Genomic DNA, 21,349 nt, shown 5'->3' with positions numbered 1-21,349 from the left:
TAAACATATTTACTTTTAAATTGAATGTAAAGAGAAAGGATGTTCCTTTCATGAGGAAATCTGTTGTAGCAATTGTAGGTAGACCAAATGTAGGAAAATCAACTATTTTTAATAGATTAGTTGGCGAACGGATCTCGATCGTTGAAGATATTCCGGGCGTAACCAGAGATCGTATCTATGCACAAGCAGAATGGTTAACAACAAATTTTAATGTGATTGATACTGGTGGAATTGAGTTAGGAGACGAACCGCTTTTAGTGCAAATGCGTTATCAGGCAGAAATTGCCATTGATGAAGCCGATGTCATTATTTTCCTGGTAAATGGTCGGGAAGGAATAACTGGAGCGGATGAAGAAGTAGCTAAATTGCTATACAAATCAAATAAGCCAGTTGTATTAGGTGTTAATAAAATGGATAATCCGGAAATGCGGGAAACGATTTACGAATATTATTCATTAGGTTTCGGTGAACCATACCCTATTTCTGGATCACATGGACTTGGTCTAGGTGACTTGTTAGATGCTGTCGTTGATTATTTTCCCAAACAAGAATTGAATAATGAGGACGACGATACCATCTATTTTAGTTTAATTGGGCGACCGAATGTCGGCAAATCTTCATTAGTAAATGCAATGCTAAATGAAGAACGTGTGATCGTAAGTGAAATAGAAGGCACAACTCGTGATGCCATTGATACAAAGCTTCATAAGGATAATCAGGATTATGTTATCATTGATACTGCGGGAATGCGTAAACGTGGAAAAGTTTATGAAGCGACAGAAAAATATAGTGTTCTACGAGCACTAAAAGCAGTCGAACGCTCCGATGTTGTTTTGGTTTTAATTGATGCGGAAACAGGAATAAGAGAACAAGATAAGAAGATAGCTGGATACGCACATGACGCGGGACGAGCAATCGTAATTGTAGTTAACAAGTGGGACACAATAGATGCGAATGAAAAAAGCATGAAAGATTTTGAAAAGAACATTAGAGCACATTTTCAATATTTAGACTATGCTCCAATTGTATTTTTGTCTGCAAAAACCAAAAAAAGGTTGCACACATTGATCCCCGCTATTCAATTAGCTAGTGAGAATCATGCGAAGCGAATTCCAACGAATGTATTAAATGATGTCATTATGGATGCTATTGCAATGAATCCAACTCCTACATTGAAAGGAAAACGGTTAAAGGTTCTCTATTGTACACAAGTAGCTGTCAAACCACCAAGCTTTGTGGTGTTTGTAAACGATCCAGAACTCATGCACTTTTCTTATCAACGCTTTTTAGAAAATAAAATAAGAGAAGCATTTGGTTTTGTTGGTACACCAATAAAACTGTTTGCAAGAAAGCGACAATAAAGGAGGAGAAGACATGTCTAAAATAGCAGTATTAGGAGCAGGTAGTTGGGGAACTGCATTAAGTATTGTATTAGCAGATAATGGACATGATGTACGGTTGTGGACACATAGACAAGAACAGGCACAACAAATAAATGAAACGAGAAGAAATGAAAAATATTTGGATGTCGAAATCCCGTCACAAATAGATGCTTATAGTAACTTGAAAGATGCTTTATCCAATGTGTCAGCAGTTGTAATTGTGGTACCTACAAAAGCAATACGTGAGGTATGTCAACAACTTAATGAAGTAACCCAAGACGACAATGTCACAATTATTCATGCTACAAAAGGAATTGAACCACTATCGTTAAAGCGAGTTTCTCAAATGATTGGTGAGGAACTAGAAGGCTATCAAGAAGAAGATATCGTTGTTCTGTCTGGACCTAGTCATGCTGAGGAAGTCGCATTGCGTCAACCAACAACTGTTACTGTGTCTTCGATCAATCTTGAAAATGCTAAAATAGCTCAAGATTTATTTATTAATGAAGCTTTTCGAGTATATACTAGCCCAGATATATTAGGCATCGAGCTAGGTGGGGCCTTGAAGAACATTATTGCTTTAGGTGCAGGTATTTCTGATGGTCTCGGCTATGGAGATAATGCCAAAGCAGCATTAATCACTAGAGGTTTGGCAGAGATCGCAAGATTGGGCACGTCCCTCGGTGCAAATCCACTAAGCTTCTTAGGCTTACCTGGTGTTGGTGACCTAATTGTAACCTGTACAAGTGTACATAGTAGAAATTGGCGAGCAGGCAATTTACTAGGTAAAGGGCATAAATTAGATGATGTGCTTACAGAAATGGGAATGGTCGTTGAAGGAGTTAGAACAGTAAAAGCTGCATACCAGTTTGCCAAAGAACAACAAGTTGAAATGCCAATTACTACTGGGATTTATCAAGTTTTATTTGAAGATAAAGATCCAAAAGATATTGTTGAACAGCTCATGAATCGGACAAAACGAGAAGAGATGGATGATTTAGCTAAATTATTAATGGAGAGGTATTCCTGATAACACGTGCACCTCTTCCTGCATATAATATGATGAGTTAACTTAGCAGGGAGGCGAGTACGTGAATAATTTTCAAAAAGGTCTTTTTGACAAAATACAACAAAAATCAAACATCAATGCAGATGACGTTTATAAAGTTGCAGACTCAGTAAAGCATGCTGATTTTTCTGATGAAAAAACAGTAAGAAAACTTGTACGTCATTTAAGTAAATTGGCTAATAAACCAATATCTAAAGAAAAAGAAGACAAAATTGTTGAGTCAATTGTCAAAAACGATATGCCAATGGATATGAATTCGTTGAATAAAATATTTAAAAAATAAGCGTACTTGGGCAAGTGAGGATACAATCAACCGTATACTCGCATAAAATAAATCGCACAAGCATTCATGGATAGAGTTGCTGTGGATAATTATTTAGTCAAACCGAGATGGAGTAAGCCCCCTTCATCTCGGATTTTTATTTGCAATCTGCCCCTTGATACAAACTATTTCGAATTAATTCATTTTTAGACGAGAGGACAAGCCTTTATGTTATAATACATGATGCAATGAAAAGTTTGTCATACAGGAGTGAAGAGAATGTCACTATCCATGTTAAAAATGTATATTTCTTTTGCGGGGATGTTATTATTACTAATAGCCATGGGGTTGATTTTATTAGCTAGGTATAAACTTAATGGTTGGTTTGCGGGAATCGTGTCCATTTTAGCTTATCTATCATTAATTTCTGGTGGTTTAATTATTTTTTATATTGTGTTTAGTGGCCCAACAGGTTAAGTTAAGGAGGCTATCTTTTGAAGTATACATATTTAAATATAATGTTAGCGTTTGTATGTACAATGGTATTAAGTGGTTGCCTATACCCTCAAGATGAATTATCGAAAAATCAAGTACCAAATCAGGATCAATTGGAAACGGTTCAATCTGCAGTAGACCAATATAAAGAAAAAAATCAAGGATTGGTGCCAATTCGGACGAAACCAAGTGACACCCCTATTTTTCAAAAATACTTAATCGATTTTTCGAAGTTAAAAGAAGCGAATGTTTTAACAGAAATTCCAGGTAATGCTTACGAAAATGGCGGTGTATATCAATATACCTTAATCAATCCAGAGGAAAACCCGCAAGTTAAATTAATCGATTTACAAACAAGTGAAGCGATTCGAAGCGTCAATGTAAAACTAGACATGTATCGAAATGATCATATATATCCTCCATTTGGAGAAGAAATTAATCAAGGAATATATACGATCGATTATGAAAAGTTAGGAATGAAAAGTGCTCCTACAGTAAATAGTCCATATTCTAATCAGTCACTTCCTATTGTTATGGATGTTGATGGAAATCTCTATGTTGACTATCGAATTGATTTAAATAATGCGCTGTCTGACTATGAGCATCATTATCAGCCCGGAGATGATATTCGATATATACTAACAGATCATACACCATTTGTTCCGGTTTATTCGTTTCCTTATACGATAAAAGATGGTGAACCAGTATTTAATCCTGAAAATAAATAAAAATATATCATATTAAAACCCTTGTAACATATATTGTTTCAAGGGTTTATTTGCTTTTTCTTTTACGAACATATCAACAGCTATATCCATCGTTACCGTAGCCTATACGGTTTAGAGATGGAATTTGAAGGAACTAGTAATCCTTTTGTCAAACTACCATTGTAAATTGTCATCAAAATTATCTTTTTTAAATCTTTTACACATATTTAAGGCATATTTTGATAGGACAACATCATAGACTTGTAATGTCAATTATTCGTAGTTTGTTCGTAATGAAAAAAGAACGGAGATCGGGAGGGGATCTTTTGGAAAGAGTTGATATTTTTAAAGATATTTCGAAACGGACGAATGGAGATATTTATCTTGGTATTGTTGGAGCAGTCCGTACCGGAAAATCAACTTTCATAAAAAAATTTATGGAGTTGGTTGTGTTACCGAATATCGAAGAAGAAAGTGATCGAGCACGAGCACATGATGAATTACCGCAAAGCGCTGCAGGTAAGACCATTATGACAACGGAGCCTAAATTTGTACCTAATCAAGCAGTTACTGTCAATGTAGATGAGGGTCTCGATGTCAATATACGGTTAGTCGATTGTGTAGGATACGCAGTTGAAGGGGCAAAAGGGTTTGAGGATGAAAATGGTCCACGAATGATTCATACACCTTGGTATGAAGAGCCAATCCCTTTTCATGATGCAGCTGAAATCGGTACAAGAAAGGTAATACAAGAACATTCCACTATCGGTGTTGTAGTTACCTCAGATGGTTCTTTTGGCGAGATTGGAAGAGATGACTATATAGATGCAGAAGCTAGAGTGGTGGATGAACTGAAAGAAGTCGGAAAACCGTTTATCATGGTTGTCAATTCTGAAAGACCCAGTAGCCAAGAAACCGAGTTATTACGTCAAGATCTTTCTGAGAAATACGATATTCCAGTGCTTTCCATGAGTATTGAGTCCATGACAGAACATGATGTTAATAATGTGCTTAGAGAAGCATTATATGAATTTCCAGTATTAGAGGTAAATGTTAATCTTCCTAGTTGGGTAATGGTATTAAATGAAAATCATTGGTTACGAAAAAATTATCAAGAAGCTATTCAAGACACAGTAAAAAATATAAAACGATTAAGAGATGTTGATCAAATTGTAGGAGACTTTTCAGAGTTTGAATATATTGACCAAGCCAAGCTTGCTGGAATGGAGATGGGTGAAGGGGTCGCAGAAATCGATTTACACGCACCAGATCACCTATACGATGAAGTTTTAAAGGAAATTGTAGGAGAGGAAATTAGAGGCAAGGATCATTTATTGCAACTCATGCAAGATTTTGCGCATGCAAAACGTGAATATGATCAAGTGTCTGGAGCTCTTCAAATGGTCAAGCAGACAGGTTATGGAATCGCTGCACCTGCATTGGAGGATATGATTCTAGACGAACCTGAGATCATTAGGCAAGGATCAAGGTTTGGCGTAAGATTAAAGGCTGTAGCCCCTTCTATCCATATGGTTAAAGTAGAAGTGGAATCTGAATTCTCACCAATTATTGGAACAGAGAAGCAAAGTGAAGAGCTTGTTAGATACTTGATGCAAGACTTCGAAGAGGATCCATTGTCCATTTGGGAATCCGATATATTTGGACGATCATTAAGTTCGATTGTTAGGGAAGGAATTCAAGCTAAAATTGCATTAATGCCTGAAAATGCAAGATATAAATTAAAAGATACGCTGGAGCGGATCATTAATGAAGGATCTGGTGGTCTCATAGCAATTATTTTATAGCAGCTGATTATAAGCTGCTTTTTTATTTTCTAGAAGCATAAAACCTTTCAATCAATGCTGGATTGCGAATCAAGCAATGTAGCTTAACTGCTTCCGGTTTAAGTTCATCAGCGTCTAGTGAGGCTTCCTTAACTCCCGTGCGATAAAGAAAGACTAGTCGATCTTGAATATCCGAACATTCTTTTATTATCTCCCGCGGAAGTCATGATCAATGAAGTTCGCCATTGCGCTTTGTGTGGTAACGCTGATCCTAGTACAAGCCGAATTTAGTCGGCGTTTATGTAACGGTCGCCCCGATCCTTAATTCTTTACCAATAAAAAAGTTATGAAAATACCATTCTCCCAAAAAAAAATTGATATAACGGCAGGATATTTTTATAAGGTGTCGTATATCTTTAATAAAGCCGAAAAGTATTGCTGGCATTGACTTCAGCTTGCGCCTCTAATATTTGGTTAAATATGTAAATTTTACTTTAAAATCAAAGCAATTCATAAAGAAATAAGTAAAATTTGGGTGCTAACTGTTGAATTTTGCTGCAAACTCGGTTAATATAAGCCTTGTCACTAAATGAATTACGTGACATGAAGTATAAAAACTGGCAAAATGGTGAACAAATGATGATAGTTTCATTATTTGTTCCAATGTCGATTGATGATTAATGGGAGGAGGTGAATGTCATGAACAAAACAGATTTAGTGAATGCTGTAGCTGAGAAAAGTGAACTTTCAAAAAAAGACGCAACGAAAGCAGTTGATGCAGTTTTCGATTCTGTCATGGATTCACTACAAAAAGGTGAAAAAGTACAGTTAATCGGATTCGGTAACTTTGAAGTACGTGAGCGTTCAGCTCGTAAAGGTCGTAATCCTCAAACAGGAGAAGAGATCGAAATTCCAGCAAGCAAAGTTCCTGCATTTAAACCAGGAAAAGCCCTAAAAGACAGCGTAAAATAATATATTTTACATAGGGCCGGGAGGATACGCAACTAGCGTATCCTCTTTTTTAGTTTTGTGCGAAAAATTGACATTGGTTTGGAGATAATTCATTATTTATGTAGATATCGATTGAGGAGGGGTTAAATGGACAAAGCAACTATTCCATCAGACTTTTTTGTTATTAAGGCATTAGAAGATGGTGTTAATGTTATTGGTCTTACTAGAGGTAATGATACGAGATTCCATCATTCTGAAAAGCTTGATAAGGGCGAAATAATGATTGCACAATTTACGGAACACACTTCCGCAGTTAAAGTTCGAGGGAAAGCGTTGATCCAAACGAGTCATGGGGAAATAGAGAATGATGAAGTGTAGTTAGAAACAGGAATTATAATTTCTGCTTTTATCCAGAATGCTTGATTAACGAAGCTACATAAATTATGCTATAATAGCTAAAGCATGATTAGATTGGATGAAAGGGCTCAGGTGATTTCTTTGAATACTTCAGGTATGGACATTAGATACCTTAAACAACACATAGAAGATAAAATACAACATTCATTTTTAGAAAGATATATCAATAAGCCCGTCATCAATGAGGACAAACTGCGGTTATTAGTAGAAATAATTACTAATACGAAATTACCTGATTATAAAAAAGAAAGGTATATCGTAACTACAATGCTCGTGCAGATTGCCCTAGATACACATGATTATGTTCCTAGCAATACAGATGAAAATGAGAATAAGGAAATAAAATTAAATAAACAGCTTCATGTCCTTGCTGGTGATTACTATAGTGGTCTTTACTATTTTTTATTATCGGAAATTGATGATTTTGATTTTATTCACCAATTAGCAACTGCGATAAAAGAGATCAATGAACAGAAAATGAAGCTTTATTATAATGAAGTATCCTCTTTTGAAGATTATTTGCAACTATTCCAGAGAATAGATGCTTTATTAATTATTCATGTGGCTTCCTACCTGCATGTTACGATACTTGGCAAAGTTGCAGAACAGTGGTTATTTGTAACAAAATTAAACGTAGAACGGCAGCGATTGTCAGAAACAGGTTATCCCCTTATTTCGATTAACGGATTTGGAAATGAGTCAGCAACTGTGGTTAAGATAAGTCAGTTAAATACGCTTTTGAATAAAGCGATAAATCATTTAAAAGAAGATTTAAACAAGGTTAACAAAGATAATACGGGCCTTATTCAATATATTCATCATCAGTTGCCAATAAATACATCTAATGTGGAAGAAGGGTAAGACAATGTCAGAACAATCGAAAGAAGAGCGTGTTCATCATGTGTTTGAAAAAGTCTATTCTAAATATGACTCTATGAATTCTATTATCTCTTTTAAACGTCATAAAGCATGGCGAAAAGATGTAATGAAACAGATGAATGTCCAAACCGGTTCAAACGCATTGGATGTATGTTGCGGCACTGGTGATTGGACTCTGTCCATTGCAGAACAAACCGGTAAATCTGGAGACGTAATTGGGCTTGACTTTAGTAACAATATGCTTTCGGTAGCAGAGCAAAAGAGACAACAGGAAGGTATAAAGCAAGTAAGATTTATACAAGGAAATGCAATGGAACTTCCTTTTGAAGAAGGAACCTTTGATTATGTAACGATCGGTTTTGGTTTGCGTAACGTTCAAGATTATATGACGGTTATTAAGGAAATGTATCGGGTATTGAAACCGGGAGGTAAAGTTGTTTGTCTCGAAACATCGCAGCCAACATTACCAATATATCGGCAATTCTATTATTTTTATTTTGAGCATATTATGCCATTAATTGGAAAATTATTTGCCAAAAGCTATAAAGAGTATGCCTGGTTAAATGAATCAGCTAAGAATTTTCCTGATAAAAAAAGGTTGAAGCAAATGTTTTTGGAAGCTGGTTTTTCTAACGTCCAAGTCAAAAGTTATACAGGCGGAGTAGCTGCCATGCATATGGGTGTCAAAGGTAAGAGGCATGTTTAATAAGTTAAAAAGGTGACATACATGAAATTAGCTAAAGCTTATGGATATTTAAGAAAAGATTTAGAAGAAATAGAATCAAGTATTAATCAAATGATACAGGCAGATCATCCTGTCTTACGTGAAGCATCAACTGAACTACTTAAAGCCGGTGGTAAACGAATCCGTCCGGTTTTTGTCTTGTTATCTGGACAGATAGGTACGTATGATCTAGAGAGGTTAAAAATCGTAGCAATAACATTAGAATTGATTCATACTGCAACCCTGGTACATGATGATGTAATTGATGATGCGGAAATCCGACGGGGAATGCCTACAGTTAGGCAATTGTATGGGAATCGGGTTGCCATGTACACCGGCGATTATATTTTAGCTCGAGCGCTTGAAGAAATTACACTTCTTCGTGATCCTAAGATCCATCGCCTACTCTCAAAAACAATTGTAGAAGTATGTAAAGGTGAGATAGAGCAAATCAAGGATAAGTTTGATTGGAATCAGGATTTACGAACTTATTTACGGCGAATTAAGCGTAAAACGGCGCTATTAATTGCTACCAGCTGTAAATTAGGAGCAATTGCTTCTGGTGTAAATGAAAAGGATGCGCATCGGCTTTATCAGTACGGATATAATATTGGCATGTCTTATCAAATCATCGATGATATTCTTGATTTTACTAGTTCTGAAAAAGAACTTGGCAAACCTGCTGGAAATGACTTATTACAAGGTAATTTAACACTTCCTGTTTTCATGGCAATGAAAGATGAATCACTTCGTAACAAAATCAAGAACTTATTTCATACAGATCAAACCGTCTCGGAAGCAGAAGTGAAAGTGATTGTTCAGGATATTAAAAATACAAGTGCAATCGAGGATTCCTATGCAATAAGTGAACGTTATCTCAATAAAGCCTTGCAGAAGTTAAATGAAATCCCAAATAGTCGTTCTAAAAACACCTTATTAGAAATTGGTAAGTATATCGGAAAAAGGCGTTCATAACTGTCTTGCCCCGTTGTAATTTTTACATAATTTTGATAGAATTTTATCGGTTAGATAAAATACATAATGATGAGGTGTGTTGAAACATGGAACAAACATTTTTAATGGTAAAACCAGACGGTGTACAACGTAATTTAATCGGTGAAATAGTTAAGCGTTTTGAGTCAAAAGGTTTTCAGCTTGTAGGGGCAAAACTAATGACAATAACGCCAGATCTCGCAGAACAGCACTATGCAGAGCATAAAGAACGGCCTTTTTTCGGTGAATTAGTGGAATTTATTACATCTGGTCCTGTTTTTGCAATGGCATGGGAAGGTGAGAATGTTATTGCAATCGCTCGTGAAATGATGGGGAAAACGAATCCGTCAGAGGCTTTGCCGGGAACAATTCGCGGGGATTACGGGATAACTGTTGGTAAAAATGTAATCCATGGTTCTGATTCTACTGAAAGCGCAAACAGAGAGCTTGGACTATTTTTTAACAATGATGAATTGTCGAGTTATACGAAACAAGATACAGCATGGATCTATTAATGGGAAAGAACGCCTCCGTTTAAACGGGGGTTTTCATTTTATGTATGTTTGAAGATTATTTGGATGATGTGAAAGAGGCGGAACGGATGGAAAAAGATTATCATCTTTTTAAAGAAAATATAAAAAGAAAGCTAGATATTGACTTAGAATTATATAAAGAGTCCCAGATGAAACGAAGGTTAACTTCATTACGAAATAAATATGGGTATGCTTCTTTTGCCGAATATTATGAAGCATTGTGTAGAAATCAAGATTTGATGAGGCAATTCCTTGATCGTATGACGATAAATGTTTCTGAGTTTTATCGAAATCCAAAACGCTGGGAAGTGCTTCAAGAAAAAATACTACCTAGCTTAGTTAATAAGCAGTCTTTTACTATCTGGAGTGCCGCTTGCTCGACTGGGGAAGAACCGTATAGTATCGCAATGTTACTTGCGACTCACTATCCTAATGCAACGTACCAAATATTAGCTACAGACATTGATGAGACAGTTTTAGATAAGGCAAAGCAAGCTATCTATCAAAAAGCTGCTCTGAAAGACCTGCCCGAGGCATTTTTGTCTAACTATTTTACTGAACAAAATGATTTATTTTACCTTGATCAAACGATAAAGAAAAAAGTGTCGTTCAAAAAGCATAATTTACTTGCAGACAAATATCCAAATAATGTAGATTTAGTCATTTGTCGTAATGTCTTAATTTACTTTACTGATCAAGCAAAAGAAAGCATTTATCATAAATTCAGTAACACGCTTACAGAAAGCGGAGTGTTATTTGTAGGCAGCACAGAACAAATATTTAACCCGGAAAAGTATAACTTAAAATTAAAAGAAACATTTTTCTATCAAAAGGATCTTTCAAAACTCTTATCTCACCGATAGGAGTTTTTTACGTTGCTCATACACTATCCCGATAAATGCCAAGATTCTATGACAAATTATTTTTTTTCTGATTTTGTTGCCAAAAATACGAGAAGATATGATATAGTAATTAGAAAAAATTCATAAAGGAGAATGTAATGTGCGCTATTTAACTGCAGGAGAATCACACGGCAAACAATTAACAACAATAATAGAAGGCGTACCAGCTAGAATGCCTCTTTTAAAAGAAGATATAAATAACTCCTTACTTCGGAGACAAAAGGGTCATGGGCGGGGAAAACGGATGCAGATTGAAAAAGACCTCGTTGAGATTACTAGTGGAGTAAGACATGGTTATACCCTTGGTTCTCCATTATCTTTTGTTATACATAATGATGATTTTAAACATTGGATAGATATCATGGGAGAAGATCCAATAGAAGCCGATACCAAGATAAGAAGGGTTGTTACGAGACCAAGACCCGGACACGCAGATTTAAATGGTGCTTTAAAATATGGTCATCGTGACATTCGGAATATTCTTGAACGATCTTCCGCTCGTGAAACAGCTGCACGTGTGGCTGCAGGTGCTGTTGCAAAAACACTATTAAAACATCTTGGTATTGAAGTTGCAGGATATGTAAAAGAAATAGCTGGAATTGTAGCAGCAGATAAAGAGGAGTTGTCTATGGCAGATAGACAGACTCGTTCTGAAGATTCACCAGTCCGTGTATTAGATAAATCGGTGGAAGAAAAAATGATGCATGCAATTGACGAGGCAAAGCAAGAAGGTGACTCTATTGGTGGTGTTGTAGAAGTATATGTCGAAGGTATGCCTGCTGGGATAGGCTCCTACGTCCATTATGATCGTAAATTAGATAGTAGAATAGCTGGTAGTGTTGTAAGCATCAATGCTTTTAAAGGTGTGGAATTTGGAATTGGATTCGAAGCTGCAAAACGAAATGGCAGCGAAGTACATGATGAAATTGCCTGGAATGAAGAGCAAGGATATTATCGAACAACAAATCGTCTGGGCGGTTTCGAAGGTGGAATGACCACGGGAATGCCGATTGTTGTTAAAGGTGTTATGAAACCAATCCCTACGCTAATGAAACGACCACTTAAAAGTGTAGACATTGAAACAAAAGAACCATTTAAAGCAAGTGTTGAACGTTCGGATGCCTGTGCAGTACCGGCGGCTTCGGTAGTTATGGAGCATGTCGTCGCATTTGAATTGGCAAAGGCCATTACAGAACAATTTTCAAGTGATCAATTTCCTATGCTGCAACAAGCGTTAGAAGTATACCGTGAAGAGATCAGAGGTTTTTAAGATGAAGGTGGATGAAATCGTAGTAAATTCAAGCTCGCATTCATACCGTATTATGATTGGGAATGGAATTCGATCACAGATTTCAACATTTGTAACAAAGGCATACTCTTCCATCTTTATCGTTACAGATGAGCATATTGCTGATTTATATTTGTCTGATATACAATCGGGTTTAACACATGAATACGTGTATACTTCGATACTACCTGCTGGAGAGAAAACAAAGTGTATAGAGTATTATTATCAATTACAAACGGAAGCAATTAAATATGGTCTAGATCGTAATTCACTTATCGTTGCATTAGGAGGAGGAGTTATCGGAGATCTAGCAGGTTTTGTGGCTTCTACTTTTATGCGGGGAATCGACTATATCCAAGTGCCAACGACGATATTAGCTCACGATAGCAGTGTGGGTGGGAAAGTAGCGATTAATCACCAACTAGGGAAGAATTTGATTGGCAGCTTTTATCCTCCACAAGCAGTTATTTATGATGTTGAAACATTGCAATCATTAAGCGAACAGGAAATACGATCTGGGTATGCAGAGCTAATTAAAGAAGCATTAATCTCAGATGAACTTACATTTCGGGCTATGTTAAAAACAGATTTGGCATCACTTTCGGCGGAGGAATTACAAGAACATCTACGTATGGGAATAAAGGTAAAAGCTAGTATTGTGGAAGCGGATGAAAAAGAATCAGGTATTCGTAAGTTTTTAAACTTGGGACATACATTAGGCCATGCTTTGGAAGCGGAGTTAGGATATGGATCTCTAACACATGGAGAAGCAGTAGCTATTGGTTTATTATTCTCGTTTCATATAAGTGAATCCATACTTTCTACTCATTTACCGTATGATCAATTACATGAATGGTTTAAAAAAAATAATTTTCCTTTGATCATCCAAACGGAAGATATCCAATCACTAATGATGAAAATGAAAAAGGACAAAAAGAATGTAAGTAAGATGATTCAAATGGTATTGCTGCAAGACATTGGTGAACCAACCTTACGTACGGTAACGGATAAGGATATGGAACGTCATTTAAATTCTTTTATAGGAAAGCTGGTGACCAAGTGACACGAGGAATTCGAGGGGCAACAACAATTTCAGAAAATAAAGCTGACATGATTATTGAGAATACGAGGCAGTTAATTGAAGAAATGGTAACAAAAAATAATGTAGAGCCAGAAGATGTATCTCATGTTTTTATCTCTGTAACGAAAGATCTAAATGCTGCATTTCCGGCAAAGGCGCTTAGAAAGTTATCTGGTTGGACATATGTACCGGTAATGTGTATGGCAGAGATTGAAGTACCAAATAGTTTACCATCGTGTATTCGGGTCATGATGATTGTTAATACAGATATAGATCAAGCTGCTATTCAACATGTTTTTCATAATGAGGCGGTTCATTTACGACCAGATTTAGCGGGAAAGGTGGAGAAGCAATGATGGAAGGAAAAGCAGCACTTAAACAATTGGCTCCGTATCAACAAGGAAAACAGATCCAAGAAATCAAACAAATGTACAATTTAGACCGTATTGTAAAACTGTCTTCAAATGAGAACCCTTATGGATATTCAGATAAAGTAAAGCAATTTCTAAATGAATATATCCCATCATTTGATATTTACCCTGATGGCTATACGAAAGAATTACGTTCTGTACTTGCTGCAAAGTTAAATGCTCAAGAGACAGAACTGGTTTTTGGAAGCGGCTCAGAGGAAATTGTTCAAATGATTTGCCGTACGTTTTTATATGAGGGCGTAAATACTGTCATGGCTACACCAACCTTTCCGCAATATAAACATAATGCAATTATTGAAGGAGCGGAGGTTAAAGAGATTCCAACGGTAGAGGGTTATCATGATTTACCAGCAATGTTGGCCGCCATTGATAAGAAGACAAATGTGGTATGGCTTTGCTCTCCTAATAACCCAACCGGTAATCCTATGGCAAAACAGGAATTTATTCAATTTATGGATAATTGTCCAGATAATGTCTTAGTTGTATTAGACGAAGCGTATTATGAATATGTTGATCCAAATAAGGATATCCAAGCAATTAATGAAATCAATAACTACCAAAACTTAATCGTTCTCCGTACATTTTCCAAGGCGTATGGTCTTGCTGGACTACGAATTGGTTATGGTATAGCAAATGAAGCAATTGTTACACAATTAAACATCGTACGGGGACCGTTTAATACAACTTCAATCGCGCAACAGATAGCACTGGTCGCCTTAGAGGATGATGATTTTATTCAGGATACGAAAGCAAAAAACCTTGAAGTAAAGCTCTCTTTTCAACAGTTTTTACATGATATTGACTGGGGGTATTATCCTTCTGAAACTAATTTCATGCTTGTTTCAACACCAAATAGTGGAACGGAGTTGTTCGAATATTTAATACAACATGGGTTTATTGTTAGACCGGGGGAATTATTAGGTATCCCTAATACCATTCGGTTAACATTAGGATTGAAAGAAGATATGGAGCGATTTCAACAGCTATTGGTAAGTTATAATAAAAGCTAAGGAGACGTCAGTGTGAAACGAACAATAATGATAGCAGGGCTTGGTCTTATTGGAGCTTCATTAGCAAGAGCACTTGTTACAGTAAAAGAGAATACAGTTATCGGATACGATGTAAATCCGTATACGGTTGACTTTGCCCAGAAAAACGAAATTATCCATGAATCATCTAGTGAATTTAAAACGGCTGTACAGAAATCGGATTATGTAATCTTGGCGGCACCAATTTCAGAATCGATTACTCTCTTAAATGAAATGGATAATATGGCATTAGAAAAGGACATCATCGTAAGTGATGTCTCTTCTGTAAAACAATCGATTATTACAACGGCAAACCGCTTAACGAATAAACAGATTGCTTTTATAGGTGGGCATCCGATGGCTGGTTCTCATAAAAAAGGGGTTGAATCTGCTAAACCGCATTTATTTGAAAATGCGATGTATGTACTGACCCCGACTAATCGTAGTTCCGATCAAGATGTAGAAGAACTAAAGCAAGTATTATTGCCCACGAGAAGCAAGTTTATCACCTTAAATGCTGAAGAGCATGATGAGATGACTGGGGTAGTTTCCCATTTCCCTCATTTAATCGCTTCATCACTTGTACATCAAGCGAAAAATTGGGCGCGAACACATACATATTTACCTAATTTAGCAGCAGGAGGTTTTCGTGATATAACCCGTATAGCCTCAAGTAATCCGATTCTTTGGCAGGACATTTTCTACCATAATCGACAGAAAATGTCCCAGCTTTTAAAAGAGTGGATCACTGAAATGCAAACGTTAAAAAAGCTCTTAGACCAAAATGAAAAAAAAGAAATGATTCACTATTTAGAATTAGCCAAGAATTATCGGGATGGTTTAGGATCTGCTGATAAAGGAGCCATTCCATCCTATTACGATCTATATGTCGATATTCGAGATCAGACGGGTGCATTAGCTAATGTCACCCAATTACTTGCAACCCACGATATCAGCATTAATAATATACAAATATTAGAGATAAGAGAAGGAATTATGGGGGCATTACGTTTAAGCTTTTCTACGGAACAAGTACAAAAATCTAGTGAAGCAATACTACAGCAGCATGGATACGAAACAATGATCGAAAAATAAGGATGAACCATTGGTAGAATAAAGGACGTGATCAATTGAAGGAATTAAAATTATCAGCTGTGAATGCACCGTTACAAGGTGAACTTGAAGTACCTGGTGATAAATCTATATCTCATCGTTCTGTCATATTTGGCGCATTAGCTCACGGCGTAACTACTGTTAGTCATTTTTTAGATGGAGAAGACTGTATGCGTACAGTAGATATTTTTCGTGCTATGGGAGTTTCGATAGATAAAGAAGGTTCTCAATTAAAAATTGTTGGAAAAGGTCGTCAAGCGTTAACAGAGCCGACAGCTCCGCTTTATTTTGGGAACTCAGGTACTACAGCTCGATTAATGCTTGGTATATTAGCTGGACTTCCTTTTTTTACAACAGTTTATGGTGATGCTTCTCTAACCAAACGGCCAATGAACAGAGTCGTAGACCCACTATGTCAAATGGGAGCTCATATTGATGGGAGAAAGGATGGAAATTATCTACCTTTGGCAATTAACGGTGACACCTTATCAGGAATACATTATCATTTACCAGTAAAGAGCGCTCAAGTGAAATCAGCCGTATTATTAGCGGGTCTGTACGCAAATGGTGAAACTACAGTTGTAGAAACTTCCTTAACGAGGAACCATACAGAAACCATGTTACAAGCATTTGGTGCCGATATAGAGATTGAAGGGAAAGAAATTACTGTTAAAGGAAATCAAACGCTATCTGCTAATGATGTTTATGTACCAGGAGATATATCTTCAGCAGCATTCTTTTTAGCGGCAGCTGCAATTGTGCAAGGAAGCAGTATCCGCTTGTTGCATGTTGGTCTAAATGAGACGAGAACAGGAATAATCGATGTTCTAAAAGCGATGGGCGCTAATGTAATAGTAGAAGAAGTTCATTCTAAAGGAGGAGAACTGTTAGGGAATATCCGAATTGCGCAATCTCCTTTAATTGGTACTACCATCGAAGGGGAAATGATACCTAGGTTAATCGATGAGATTCCTATCATTGCTCTACTGGCAACGCAAGCAGTGGGAACAACGGTTATTAAAGATGCAGAAGAATTACGCGTGAAAGAAACGGATAGAATCCTTGCCGTTACGGAAGTATTAACTCGTTTAGGTGCAGATGTTGAAGCAACAGACGACGGGTTAATCGTCCACGGAAAAACACCGTTAACCGGCAATGAAGTTGCTTCCTATCACGATCATCGTATAGCAATGATGGCTTCTGTTGCGTCTCTAATAACTAATGGCGAAGTAATCATTGACGACATTTCGCCTGTAGCCACCTCTTACCCAAATTTCTATAAGGACTTAGATCATTTGATCAAGTAAGAATGATCGCTTGTAGGGTATTGATCTTTTTTAATAACTAATCAGTTACTAAACAACTGAAAGAAATGAATAAATGGTTATGAATTGTGGGTATAGTGGTAAGGAGCTGTTTTTAATACAGCTCCTTTATTTGCTATGCCCATGCTTTTATTTTGAACATCATCTTTTTTTTCGTTATGATTAGGTTCATGATGATGTATGTGTAGAAAGGAAGTCAAATGTGGAAACAATAATGGAAGCTGTTCGACTAATGGAAGCAAAGCAAAGTGAGAAGGCGATCGAGCTATTAGAAGATTACCTACCTATGGCAGATGAAGAAGAAAGGTACACCATTGCTGAATTATTTATACAATGGGGATATCTTCATGAAGCCAAAGCGTTAATGGAAGAATTAGTACAACAGTACCCAAATGAAGGAGAATTAAAAGTAACACTGGCAGATATTTATACTGAACTTGAAGAGGATGAAGCTGCCATTCAATTGTTAAATGAAATAAATGATGAAGAGGACCCAGCTTACGTACAGACGCTTATCCAATTAGCCGACCTTTATCAAGCTCAAGGTTTATTTGAAGTCTCTGAACAAAAACTGCTAGCTGCGAAACAAGCGGAACCAAATGAACCAATTATTGATTTTGCATTAGGTGAATTATATTTTTCAACAGGAGATTATTTAAAAGCAACCACCTATTATGAAAAGATTCTCTCAAGAACAAAGGAAATTGCTAATATTTCCATTAACGATCGATTAGCGGAAGCTTATGCCGAATCAGGAGAATTTGAATTAGCCCTTACGTACTATCAAGATGAAGATAGCGAAAACCCTGACTCATTATTTAAATATGGGTTTACTGCTTATCAAGCAGGGCGCAGCGATATTGCAAGAAAAGCATGGGAACATGTAATTGAAATAGACACCTATTATCACACTGTATACTATCAGCTTGCGAGAGTGTATGAAGAAGAAGGGTTATTAGAAAAAGCCTATGATACAGCATTAAAAGGAATAAAAGTCGATGAATTTAATAAAGAGCTCTTTTTCATGGTTGGAACTTTAGCCCATCAATTGGATAAGGATGAAGAAAGTGAGAAATATATTAGGGAAGCAGTAGCAATCGACCCAGATTTTAAAGAAGCAATCTTATTCTTAATTGAATTACTAAAAAATAAATCCGATTTTAAAGGAATTATTGACTTGATTATCGAAATAAAACATACAGGAGCAGATGATCCCCTTTATGAATGGGAACTTGCTCGAGCGTATAATGAAACAGAATCATTCAAAGATGCATTAAAACACTATCATGCTGCATATAATAACCTTAAAGATGATAGCGACTTTTTAAAGGAATATGGTTACTTTTTAACAGAAGAAGGGAGGATACAGGAAGCAATTCCCGTCTTTGAAAAATATCTTGAACAGCAACCAACTGATGATGACATCAGCGAATTTGTACATCGGTTAAAGCAGTCAGATAGAGAAGATTTATAGATAGACTTTACTTGGATTATGAAGGGGGCTAATAAACATGCATACTCCAGTATCCGTAGAAGATAAAAAAAGCTTCATCCAGTGGTTTTTGAATCATTACCAGTTAAAAAAACGTGAGAGTGTATGGATCTTAAATTACTTGGTTAATCATGATGAGTTACTTGCAAATGTTCACTTTGTAAGGGAAGCAAAGTTTTGTCCAAGAGGTATAATTATGACAAGCCATTGTTCAGAAGAAACAGCATTTCGTTTTTATAAAAATCAATTGGTGACGACAGACGCTGAAAAATCATTTCATGATATTCGATTAAATAAGAATGAAGCTTTGTATTTACAATTGAATTTTAGTAAATCGTATCAAAATGAATTATATATCTCTGTACTGGAAGAGAACCCCTTTATCCCAGATGAATATTTTATAACGCAAAAGGATCAAGAATTAGCAAAGCAATTATTAGATATGTCATTGTTTGAATTTAAAAAGAAGAAATTGAATGAACAGATAGACCGTGCACTCGATGATATGGATCAAGTAGCATTCCTAAAACTTTCAGAACAACTGAAGATGCTTGAAGAGAATAACGATAATCAACCGAATTTGCTTCGGCAATAGGTTGATTTTTTTTGCATCTTTAAGATAAGATTTACTCAAGGTGTAATATTTTTGAAAAAGATGTCAAACATTAAGAGAAAGGCTGATTCGTACATGAAATGGAAGAAGGCAGATGTAGCACAATATTTAGAAGCGAAAGAATATATCGACACCATTCTCATTCCATTAATACCTTATCAAATGACTGGGGATACAGAACTTGAAAAAAACGCTTTTCAAAATGAGTTAACCTCGGTGCTAGCAAACGAACTGGAGAAAGAACTAACAGGTCGTATCATGTTAACCCCTACCTACAACTATGTGAAAGCTGCGGATAGGGAAGAGGAAGTAAATCGAATTCATTCGTGGATCGAGGAAATCCAGCAGCAGCCGTTTCCGCATATTTTCTTGTTAACACTTGATTCATCATGGAAAAAACATGAACAAGCTTTGGATGGCACACTGTTATGGTTACCCGGAATGAAGTCAGGTGATTTGCATTCAGCAGAGATGCATCGATTCATCCGAGATCAAGTAGAACAGGTAAGTGAATTAATCCGTTCATATTGGTAAAAATAATTAAAAATCTTTTGTTAACAAATGGCAATATTTATTGACCGGACAAACAGTTTGCGCTATCATGGTTAATGTCCTAGTAATCTGATTAAACTATTATTGTCCGTGATTATTGTAAAAAGAGGGGGGAAAATCATGAGTGAAAAGAAGCAGCAAGTATCCCGTAGACAGTTTTTAAATTATACGCTTACAGGGGTTGGTGGATTCATGGCAGCAGGCATGCTGGCACCAATGTTGCGTATGGCGGTTGACCCAGTTTTGCAGGAATCTGGTCATGGAGACTTGACAAACGTCAGTTTAGCTGTCGAAGATATTACCACGGATCCACAGCGTATTGATTGGAAAGTAAAACAAGTGGATGGTTGGTATGAATCTGAGGTAAATCGATCAGCTTGGGTATTTAAAGATGAAAATGACGAAATTCAAGCCTTTTCCCCAATTTGTAAACACTTAGGTTGTGTCGTATCCTGGGAAGGAAGTGATGAATATCCAGATCAGTTTTACTGCCCATGTCATGATGGACGATATTACAAGGATGGAACAAATGTGCCTGGAACTCCACCCTTACAACCTTTGGATGTTTATGAACAAGAAGTACGAGATGGAATGCTATTCCTAGGCGACGCAGTACCAAGAGAGGGGGCGTAATCAGTTATGCTGCAAAAAATTTATGATTGGATTGACGATCGCATAGACATTACGCCAATCTGGCGCGATATTGCAGACCACGAGGTACCAGAGCATGTTAACCCAGCACATCATTTTTCTGCATTTGTATATTGCTTTGGAGGGTTGACATTCTTTGTAGTAGTCATTCAAATCCTATCTGGAATGTTTTTAACGATGTACTATGTACCTGATATTGAAAATGCATGGAAATCTGTTTACTACTTACAGACAGAAGTAGCACATGCACAAATCGTACGTGGGATGCACCATTGGGGTGCCAGTGTGGTTATCGTAATGCTGTTATTACATACACTGCGAGTGTTTTTCCAAGGAGCTTATAAAAAACCACGTGAACTTAACTGGATGGTTGGAGTTCTAATCTTCTTTATCATGCTTGGTCTTGGATTCACTGGATACTTATTACCATGGGACAACAAAGCATATTTTGCAACCCAAGTCGGACTTGAAATTGCTGAACAAGTTCCTTTTATTGGGGAACAATTGAAAACGCTATTAGCTGGTGATGCGAATATTGTAGGGGCACAAACGTTGACACGTTTCTTTGCCATTCATGTATTCTTCTTGCCAGGAGCATTATTTGCGCTATTGGCAGTACACTTTATCTTAATACGTAGACAAGGAATATCTGGACCGCTATAAAAAGGAGGGGAAAG

The 21,349-nt window shown here is 36.6% G+C and carries 24 protein-coding genes; all 24 read left to right on the top strand.

The window, feature by feature from the left end:
* Positions 1-50 precede the first annotated feature (50 nt).
* The 24 genes from der (at position 51) to qcrB (ending at position 21,335) form a co-directional block, all read left to right on the top strand.
* Positions 51-1,361 carry a ribosome biogenesis GTPase Der gene (gene der, locus JKP73_RS11065; protein WP_021291252.1) on the top strand — a complete coding sequence of 437 codons (1,311 nt, stop codon included), beginning with the start codon at positions 51-53 and terminating at the stop codon, positions 1,359-1,361.
* A gap of 13 nt (positions 1,362-1,374) precedes the next feature.
* The gene (locus tag JKP73_RS11060) at positions 1,375-2,412 is read left to right on the top strand and encodes an NAD(P)H-dependent glycerol-3-phosphate dehydrogenase (protein WP_038243914.1); all 1,038 of its coding nucleotides are present in this window, start codon (positions 1,375-1,377) and stop codon (positions 2,410-2,412) included.
* A 61-nt stretch (positions 2,413-2,473) separates the two neighbouring features.
* Complete coding sequence (locus JKP73_RS11055) at positions 2,474-2,734, top strand: stage VI sporulation protein F (RefSeq protein ID WP_038243917.1); 261 nt, start codon at positions 2,474-2,476, stop codon at positions 2,732-2,734.
* Positions 2,735-2,992: 258 nt separating this feature from the next.
* A complete protein-coding gene (locus JKP73_RS11050) occupies positions 2,993-3,190 on the top strand; it encodes a DUF2768 domain-containing protein (protein WP_021291255.1) in 198 nt (65 codons plus the stop codon).
* 17 nt (positions 3,191-3,207) lie between these two features.
* Complete coding sequence (locus JKP73_RS11045) at positions 3,208-3,936, top strand: YphF family lipoprotein (protein ID WP_021291256.1); 729 nt, start codon at positions 3,208-3,210, stop codon at positions 3,934-3,936.
* Between the two features lie 305 nt (positions 3,937-4,241).
* Entirely contained in the window at positions 4,242-5,720 is a 1,479-nt protein-coding gene (gene spoIVA, locus JKP73_RS11040; RefSeq protein WP_021291257.1) for a stage IV sporulation protein A, read from the top strand.
* 678 nt (positions 5,721-6,398) lie between these two features.
* The gene (hbs, locus tag JKP73_RS11035; RefSeq protein WP_021291258.1) at positions 6,399-6,671 is read left to right on the top strand and encodes a non-specific DNA-binding protein Hbs; all 273 of its coding nucleotides are present in this window, start codon (positions 6,399-6,401) and stop codon (positions 6,669-6,671) included.
* A 126-nt stretch (positions 6,672-6,797) separates the two neighbouring features.
* Positions 6,798-7,028, top strand: coding sequence for a trp RNA-binding attenuation protein MtrB (mtrB, locus tag JKP73_RS11030; protein ID WP_021291259.1), 231 nt, complete (start codon positions 6,798-6,800; stop codon positions 7,026-7,028).
* A gap of 135 nt (positions 7,029-7,163) precedes the next feature.
* Entirely contained in the window at positions 7,164-7,928 is a 765-nt protein-coding gene (locus tag JKP73_RS11025) for a heptaprenyl diphosphate synthase component 1 (RefSeq protein WP_200411224.1), read from the top strand.
* 4 nt (positions 7,929-7,932) lie between these two features.
* Positions 7,933-8,652, top strand: a complete 720-nt coding sequence (menG, locus tag JKP73_RS11020) for a demethylmenaquinone methyltransferase (RefSeq protein WP_200411223.1) — start codon at positions 7,933-7,935, stop codon at positions 8,650-8,652.
* Positions 8,653-8,673: 21 nt separating this feature from the next.
* Positions 8,674-9,645 (top strand): heptaprenyl diphosphate synthase component II, encoded by a 972-nt coding sequence (gene hepT, locus JKP73_RS11015; protein WP_200411222.1) that lies wholly within the window; start codon positions 8,674-8,676, stop codon positions 9,643-9,645.
* An 86-nt stretch (positions 9,646-9,731) separates the two neighbouring features.
* Positions 9,732-10,178 (top strand): nucleoside-diphosphate kinase, encoded by a 447-nt coding sequence (gene ndk / locus JKP73_RS11010; protein WP_200411221.1) that lies wholly within the window; start codon positions 9,732-9,734, stop codon positions 10,176-10,178.
* Positions 10,179-10,264: 86 nt separating this feature from the next.
* Positions 10,265-11,059 (top strand): CheR family methyltransferase, encoded by a 795-nt coding sequence (locus JKP73_RS11005; protein ID WP_031335525.1) that lies wholly within the window; start codon positions 10,265-10,267, stop codon positions 11,057-11,059.
* Positions 11,060-11,198: 139 nt separating this feature from the next.
* A complete protein-coding gene (gene aroC, locus JKP73_RS11000) occupies positions 11,199-12,368 on the top strand; it encodes a chorismate synthase (protein ID WP_200411220.1) in 1,170 nt (389 codons plus the stop codon).
* 1 nt (position 12,369) lies between these two features.
* Positions 12,370-13,449 carry a 3-dehydroquinate synthase gene (gene aroB, locus JKP73_RS10995; RefSeq protein WP_308436495.1) on the top strand — a complete coding sequence of 360 codons (1,080 nt, stop codon included), beginning with the start codon at positions 12,370-12,372 and terminating at the stop codon, positions 13,447-13,449.
* A complete protein-coding gene (aroH, locus tag JKP73_RS10990) occupies positions 13,446-13,823 on the top strand; it encodes a chorismate mutase (RefSeq protein WP_021291267.1) in 378 nt (125 codons plus the stop codon). The genes aroB and aroH overlap by 4 nt, the downstream gene beginning before the upstream one ends.
* Positions 13,823-14,908, top strand: a complete 1,086-nt coding sequence (gene hisC, locus JKP73_RS10985) for a histidinol-phosphate transaminase (RefSeq protein WP_038245156.1) — start codon at positions 13,823-13,825, stop codon at positions 14,906-14,908. Before aroH ends, hisC begins: the two co-directional genes overlap by 1 nt.
* 12 nt (positions 14,909-14,920) lie before the next feature.
* Complete coding sequence (locus JKP73_RS10980) at positions 14,921-16,021, top strand: prephenate dehydrogenase (RefSeq protein WP_200411219.1); 1,101 nt, start codon at positions 14,921-14,923, stop codon at positions 16,019-16,021.
* 35 nt (positions 16,022-16,056) lie between these two features.
* Complete coding sequence (aroA, locus tag JKP73_RS10975) at positions 16,057-17,346, top strand: 3-phosphoshikimate 1-carboxyvinyltransferase (RefSeq protein ID WP_021291270.1); 1,290 nt, start codon at positions 16,057-16,059, stop codon at positions 17,344-17,346.
* 220 nt (positions 17,347-17,566) lie between these two features.
* Positions 17,567-18,838, top strand: a complete 1,272-nt coding sequence (locus JKP73_RS10970) for a tetratricopeptide repeat protein (protein WP_021291271.1) — start codon at positions 17,567-17,569, stop codon at positions 18,836-18,838.
* A 37-nt stretch (positions 18,839-18,875) separates the two neighbouring features.
* Positions 18,876-19,451: a ReoY family proteolytic degradation factor gene (locus tag JKP73_RS10965; protein ID WP_038243936.1), complete on the top strand. Its 576-nt coding sequence runs from the start codon at positions 18,876-18,878 to the stop codon at positions 19,449-19,451.
* 93 nt (positions 19,452-19,544) lie between these two features.
* Positions 19,545-20,003: a DUF2487 family protein gene (locus JKP73_RS10960; RefSeq protein WP_031335530.1), complete on the top strand. Its 459-nt coding sequence runs from the start codon at positions 19,545-19,547 to the stop codon at positions 20,001-20,003.
* Between the two features lie 138 nt (positions 20,004-20,141).
* Positions 20,142-20,654 (top strand): QcrA and Rieske domain-containing protein, encoded by a 513-nt coding sequence (locus JKP73_RS10955; RefSeq protein ID WP_021291274.1) that lies wholly within the window; start codon positions 20,142-20,144, stop codon positions 20,652-20,654.
* Positions 20,655-20,660: 6 nt separating this feature from the next.
* A complete protein-coding gene (gene qcrB / locus JKP73_RS10950) occupies positions 20,661-21,335 on the top strand; it encodes a menaquinol-cytochrome c reductase cytochrome b subunit (RefSeq protein WP_021291275.1) in 675 nt (224 codons plus the stop codon).
* Positions 21,336-21,349: the final 14 nt, after the last annotated feature.

This window comes from Virgibacillus salexigens (assembly GCF_014905415.1).
Taxonomy (GTDB): Bacteria; Bacillota; Bacilli; order Bacillales; family Amphibacillaceae; genus Virgibacillus; species Virgibacillus salexigens.
Note: the sequence above shows the minus strand (reverse complement) of the source record. Positions and strands in the feature narration are given on the sequence as shown.

Excerpts from the sequence above, each read along its gene's own strand:
- der (WP_021291252.1), top strand. The coding sequence starts at position 51 with ATGAGGAAATCTGTTGTAGCAATTGTAGGTAGACCAAATGTAGGAAAA.
- hisC (WP_038245156.1), top strand. The coding sequence starts at position 13,823 with ATGGAAGGAAAAGCAGCACTTAAACAATTGGCTCCGTATCAACAAGGA.
- JKP73_RS10955 (WP_021291274.1), top strand. The coding sequence starts at position 20,142 with ATGAGTGAAAAGAAGCAGCAAGTATCCCGTAGACAGTTTTTAAATTAT.
- qcrB (WP_021291275.1), top strand. The coding sequence starts at position 20,661 with ATGCTGCAAAAAATTTATGATTGGATTGACGATCGCATAGACATTACG.
- mtrB (WP_021291259.1), top strand. The coding sequence starts at position 6,798 with ATGGACAAAGCAACTATTCCATCAGACTTTTTTGTTATTAAGGCATTA.
- JKP73_RS11025 (WP_200411224.1), top strand. The coding sequence starts at position 7,164 with ATGGACATTAGATACCTTAAACAACACATAGAAGATAAAATACAACAT.
- JKP73_RS11060 (WP_038243914.1), top strand. The coding sequence starts at position 1,375 with ATGTCTAAAATAGCAGTATTAGGAGCAGGTAGTTGGGGAACTGCATTA.
- menG (WP_200411223.1), top strand. The coding sequence starts at position 7,933 with ATGTCAGAACAATCGAAAGAAGAGCGTGTTCATCATGTGTTTGAAAAA.
- JKP73_RS11050 (WP_021291255.1), top strand. The coding sequence starts at position 2,993 with ATGTCACTATCCATGTTAAAAATGTATATTTCTTTTGCGGGGATGTTA.
- JKP73_RS11005 (WP_031335525.1), top strand. The coding sequence starts at position 10,265 with ATGGAAAAAGATTATCATCTTTTTAAAGAAAATATAAAAAGAAAGCTA.
- aroB (WP_308436495.1), top strand. The coding sequence starts at position 12,370 with ATGAAGGTGGATGAAATCGTAGTAAATTCAAGCTCGCATTCATACCGT.
- ndk (WP_200411221.1), top strand. The coding sequence starts at position 9,732 with ATGGAACAAACATTTTTAATGGTAAAACCAGACGGTGTACAACGTAAT.
- JKP73_RS10960 (WP_031335530.1), top strand. The coding sequence starts at position 19,545 with ATGAAATGGAAGAAGGCAGATGTAGCACAATATTTAGAAGCGAAAGAA.
- JKP73_RS10965 (WP_038243936.1), top strand. The coding sequence starts at position 18,876 with ATGCATACTCCAGTATCCGTAGAAGATAAAAAAAGCTTCATCCAGTGG.
- hbs (WP_021291258.1), top strand. The coding sequence starts at position 6,399 with ATGAACAAAACAGATTTAGTGAATGCTGTAGCTGAGAAAAGTGAACTT.
- hepT (WP_200411222.1), top strand. The coding sequence starts at position 8,674 with ATGAAATTAGCTAAAGCTTATGGATATTTAAGAAAAGATTTAGAAGAA.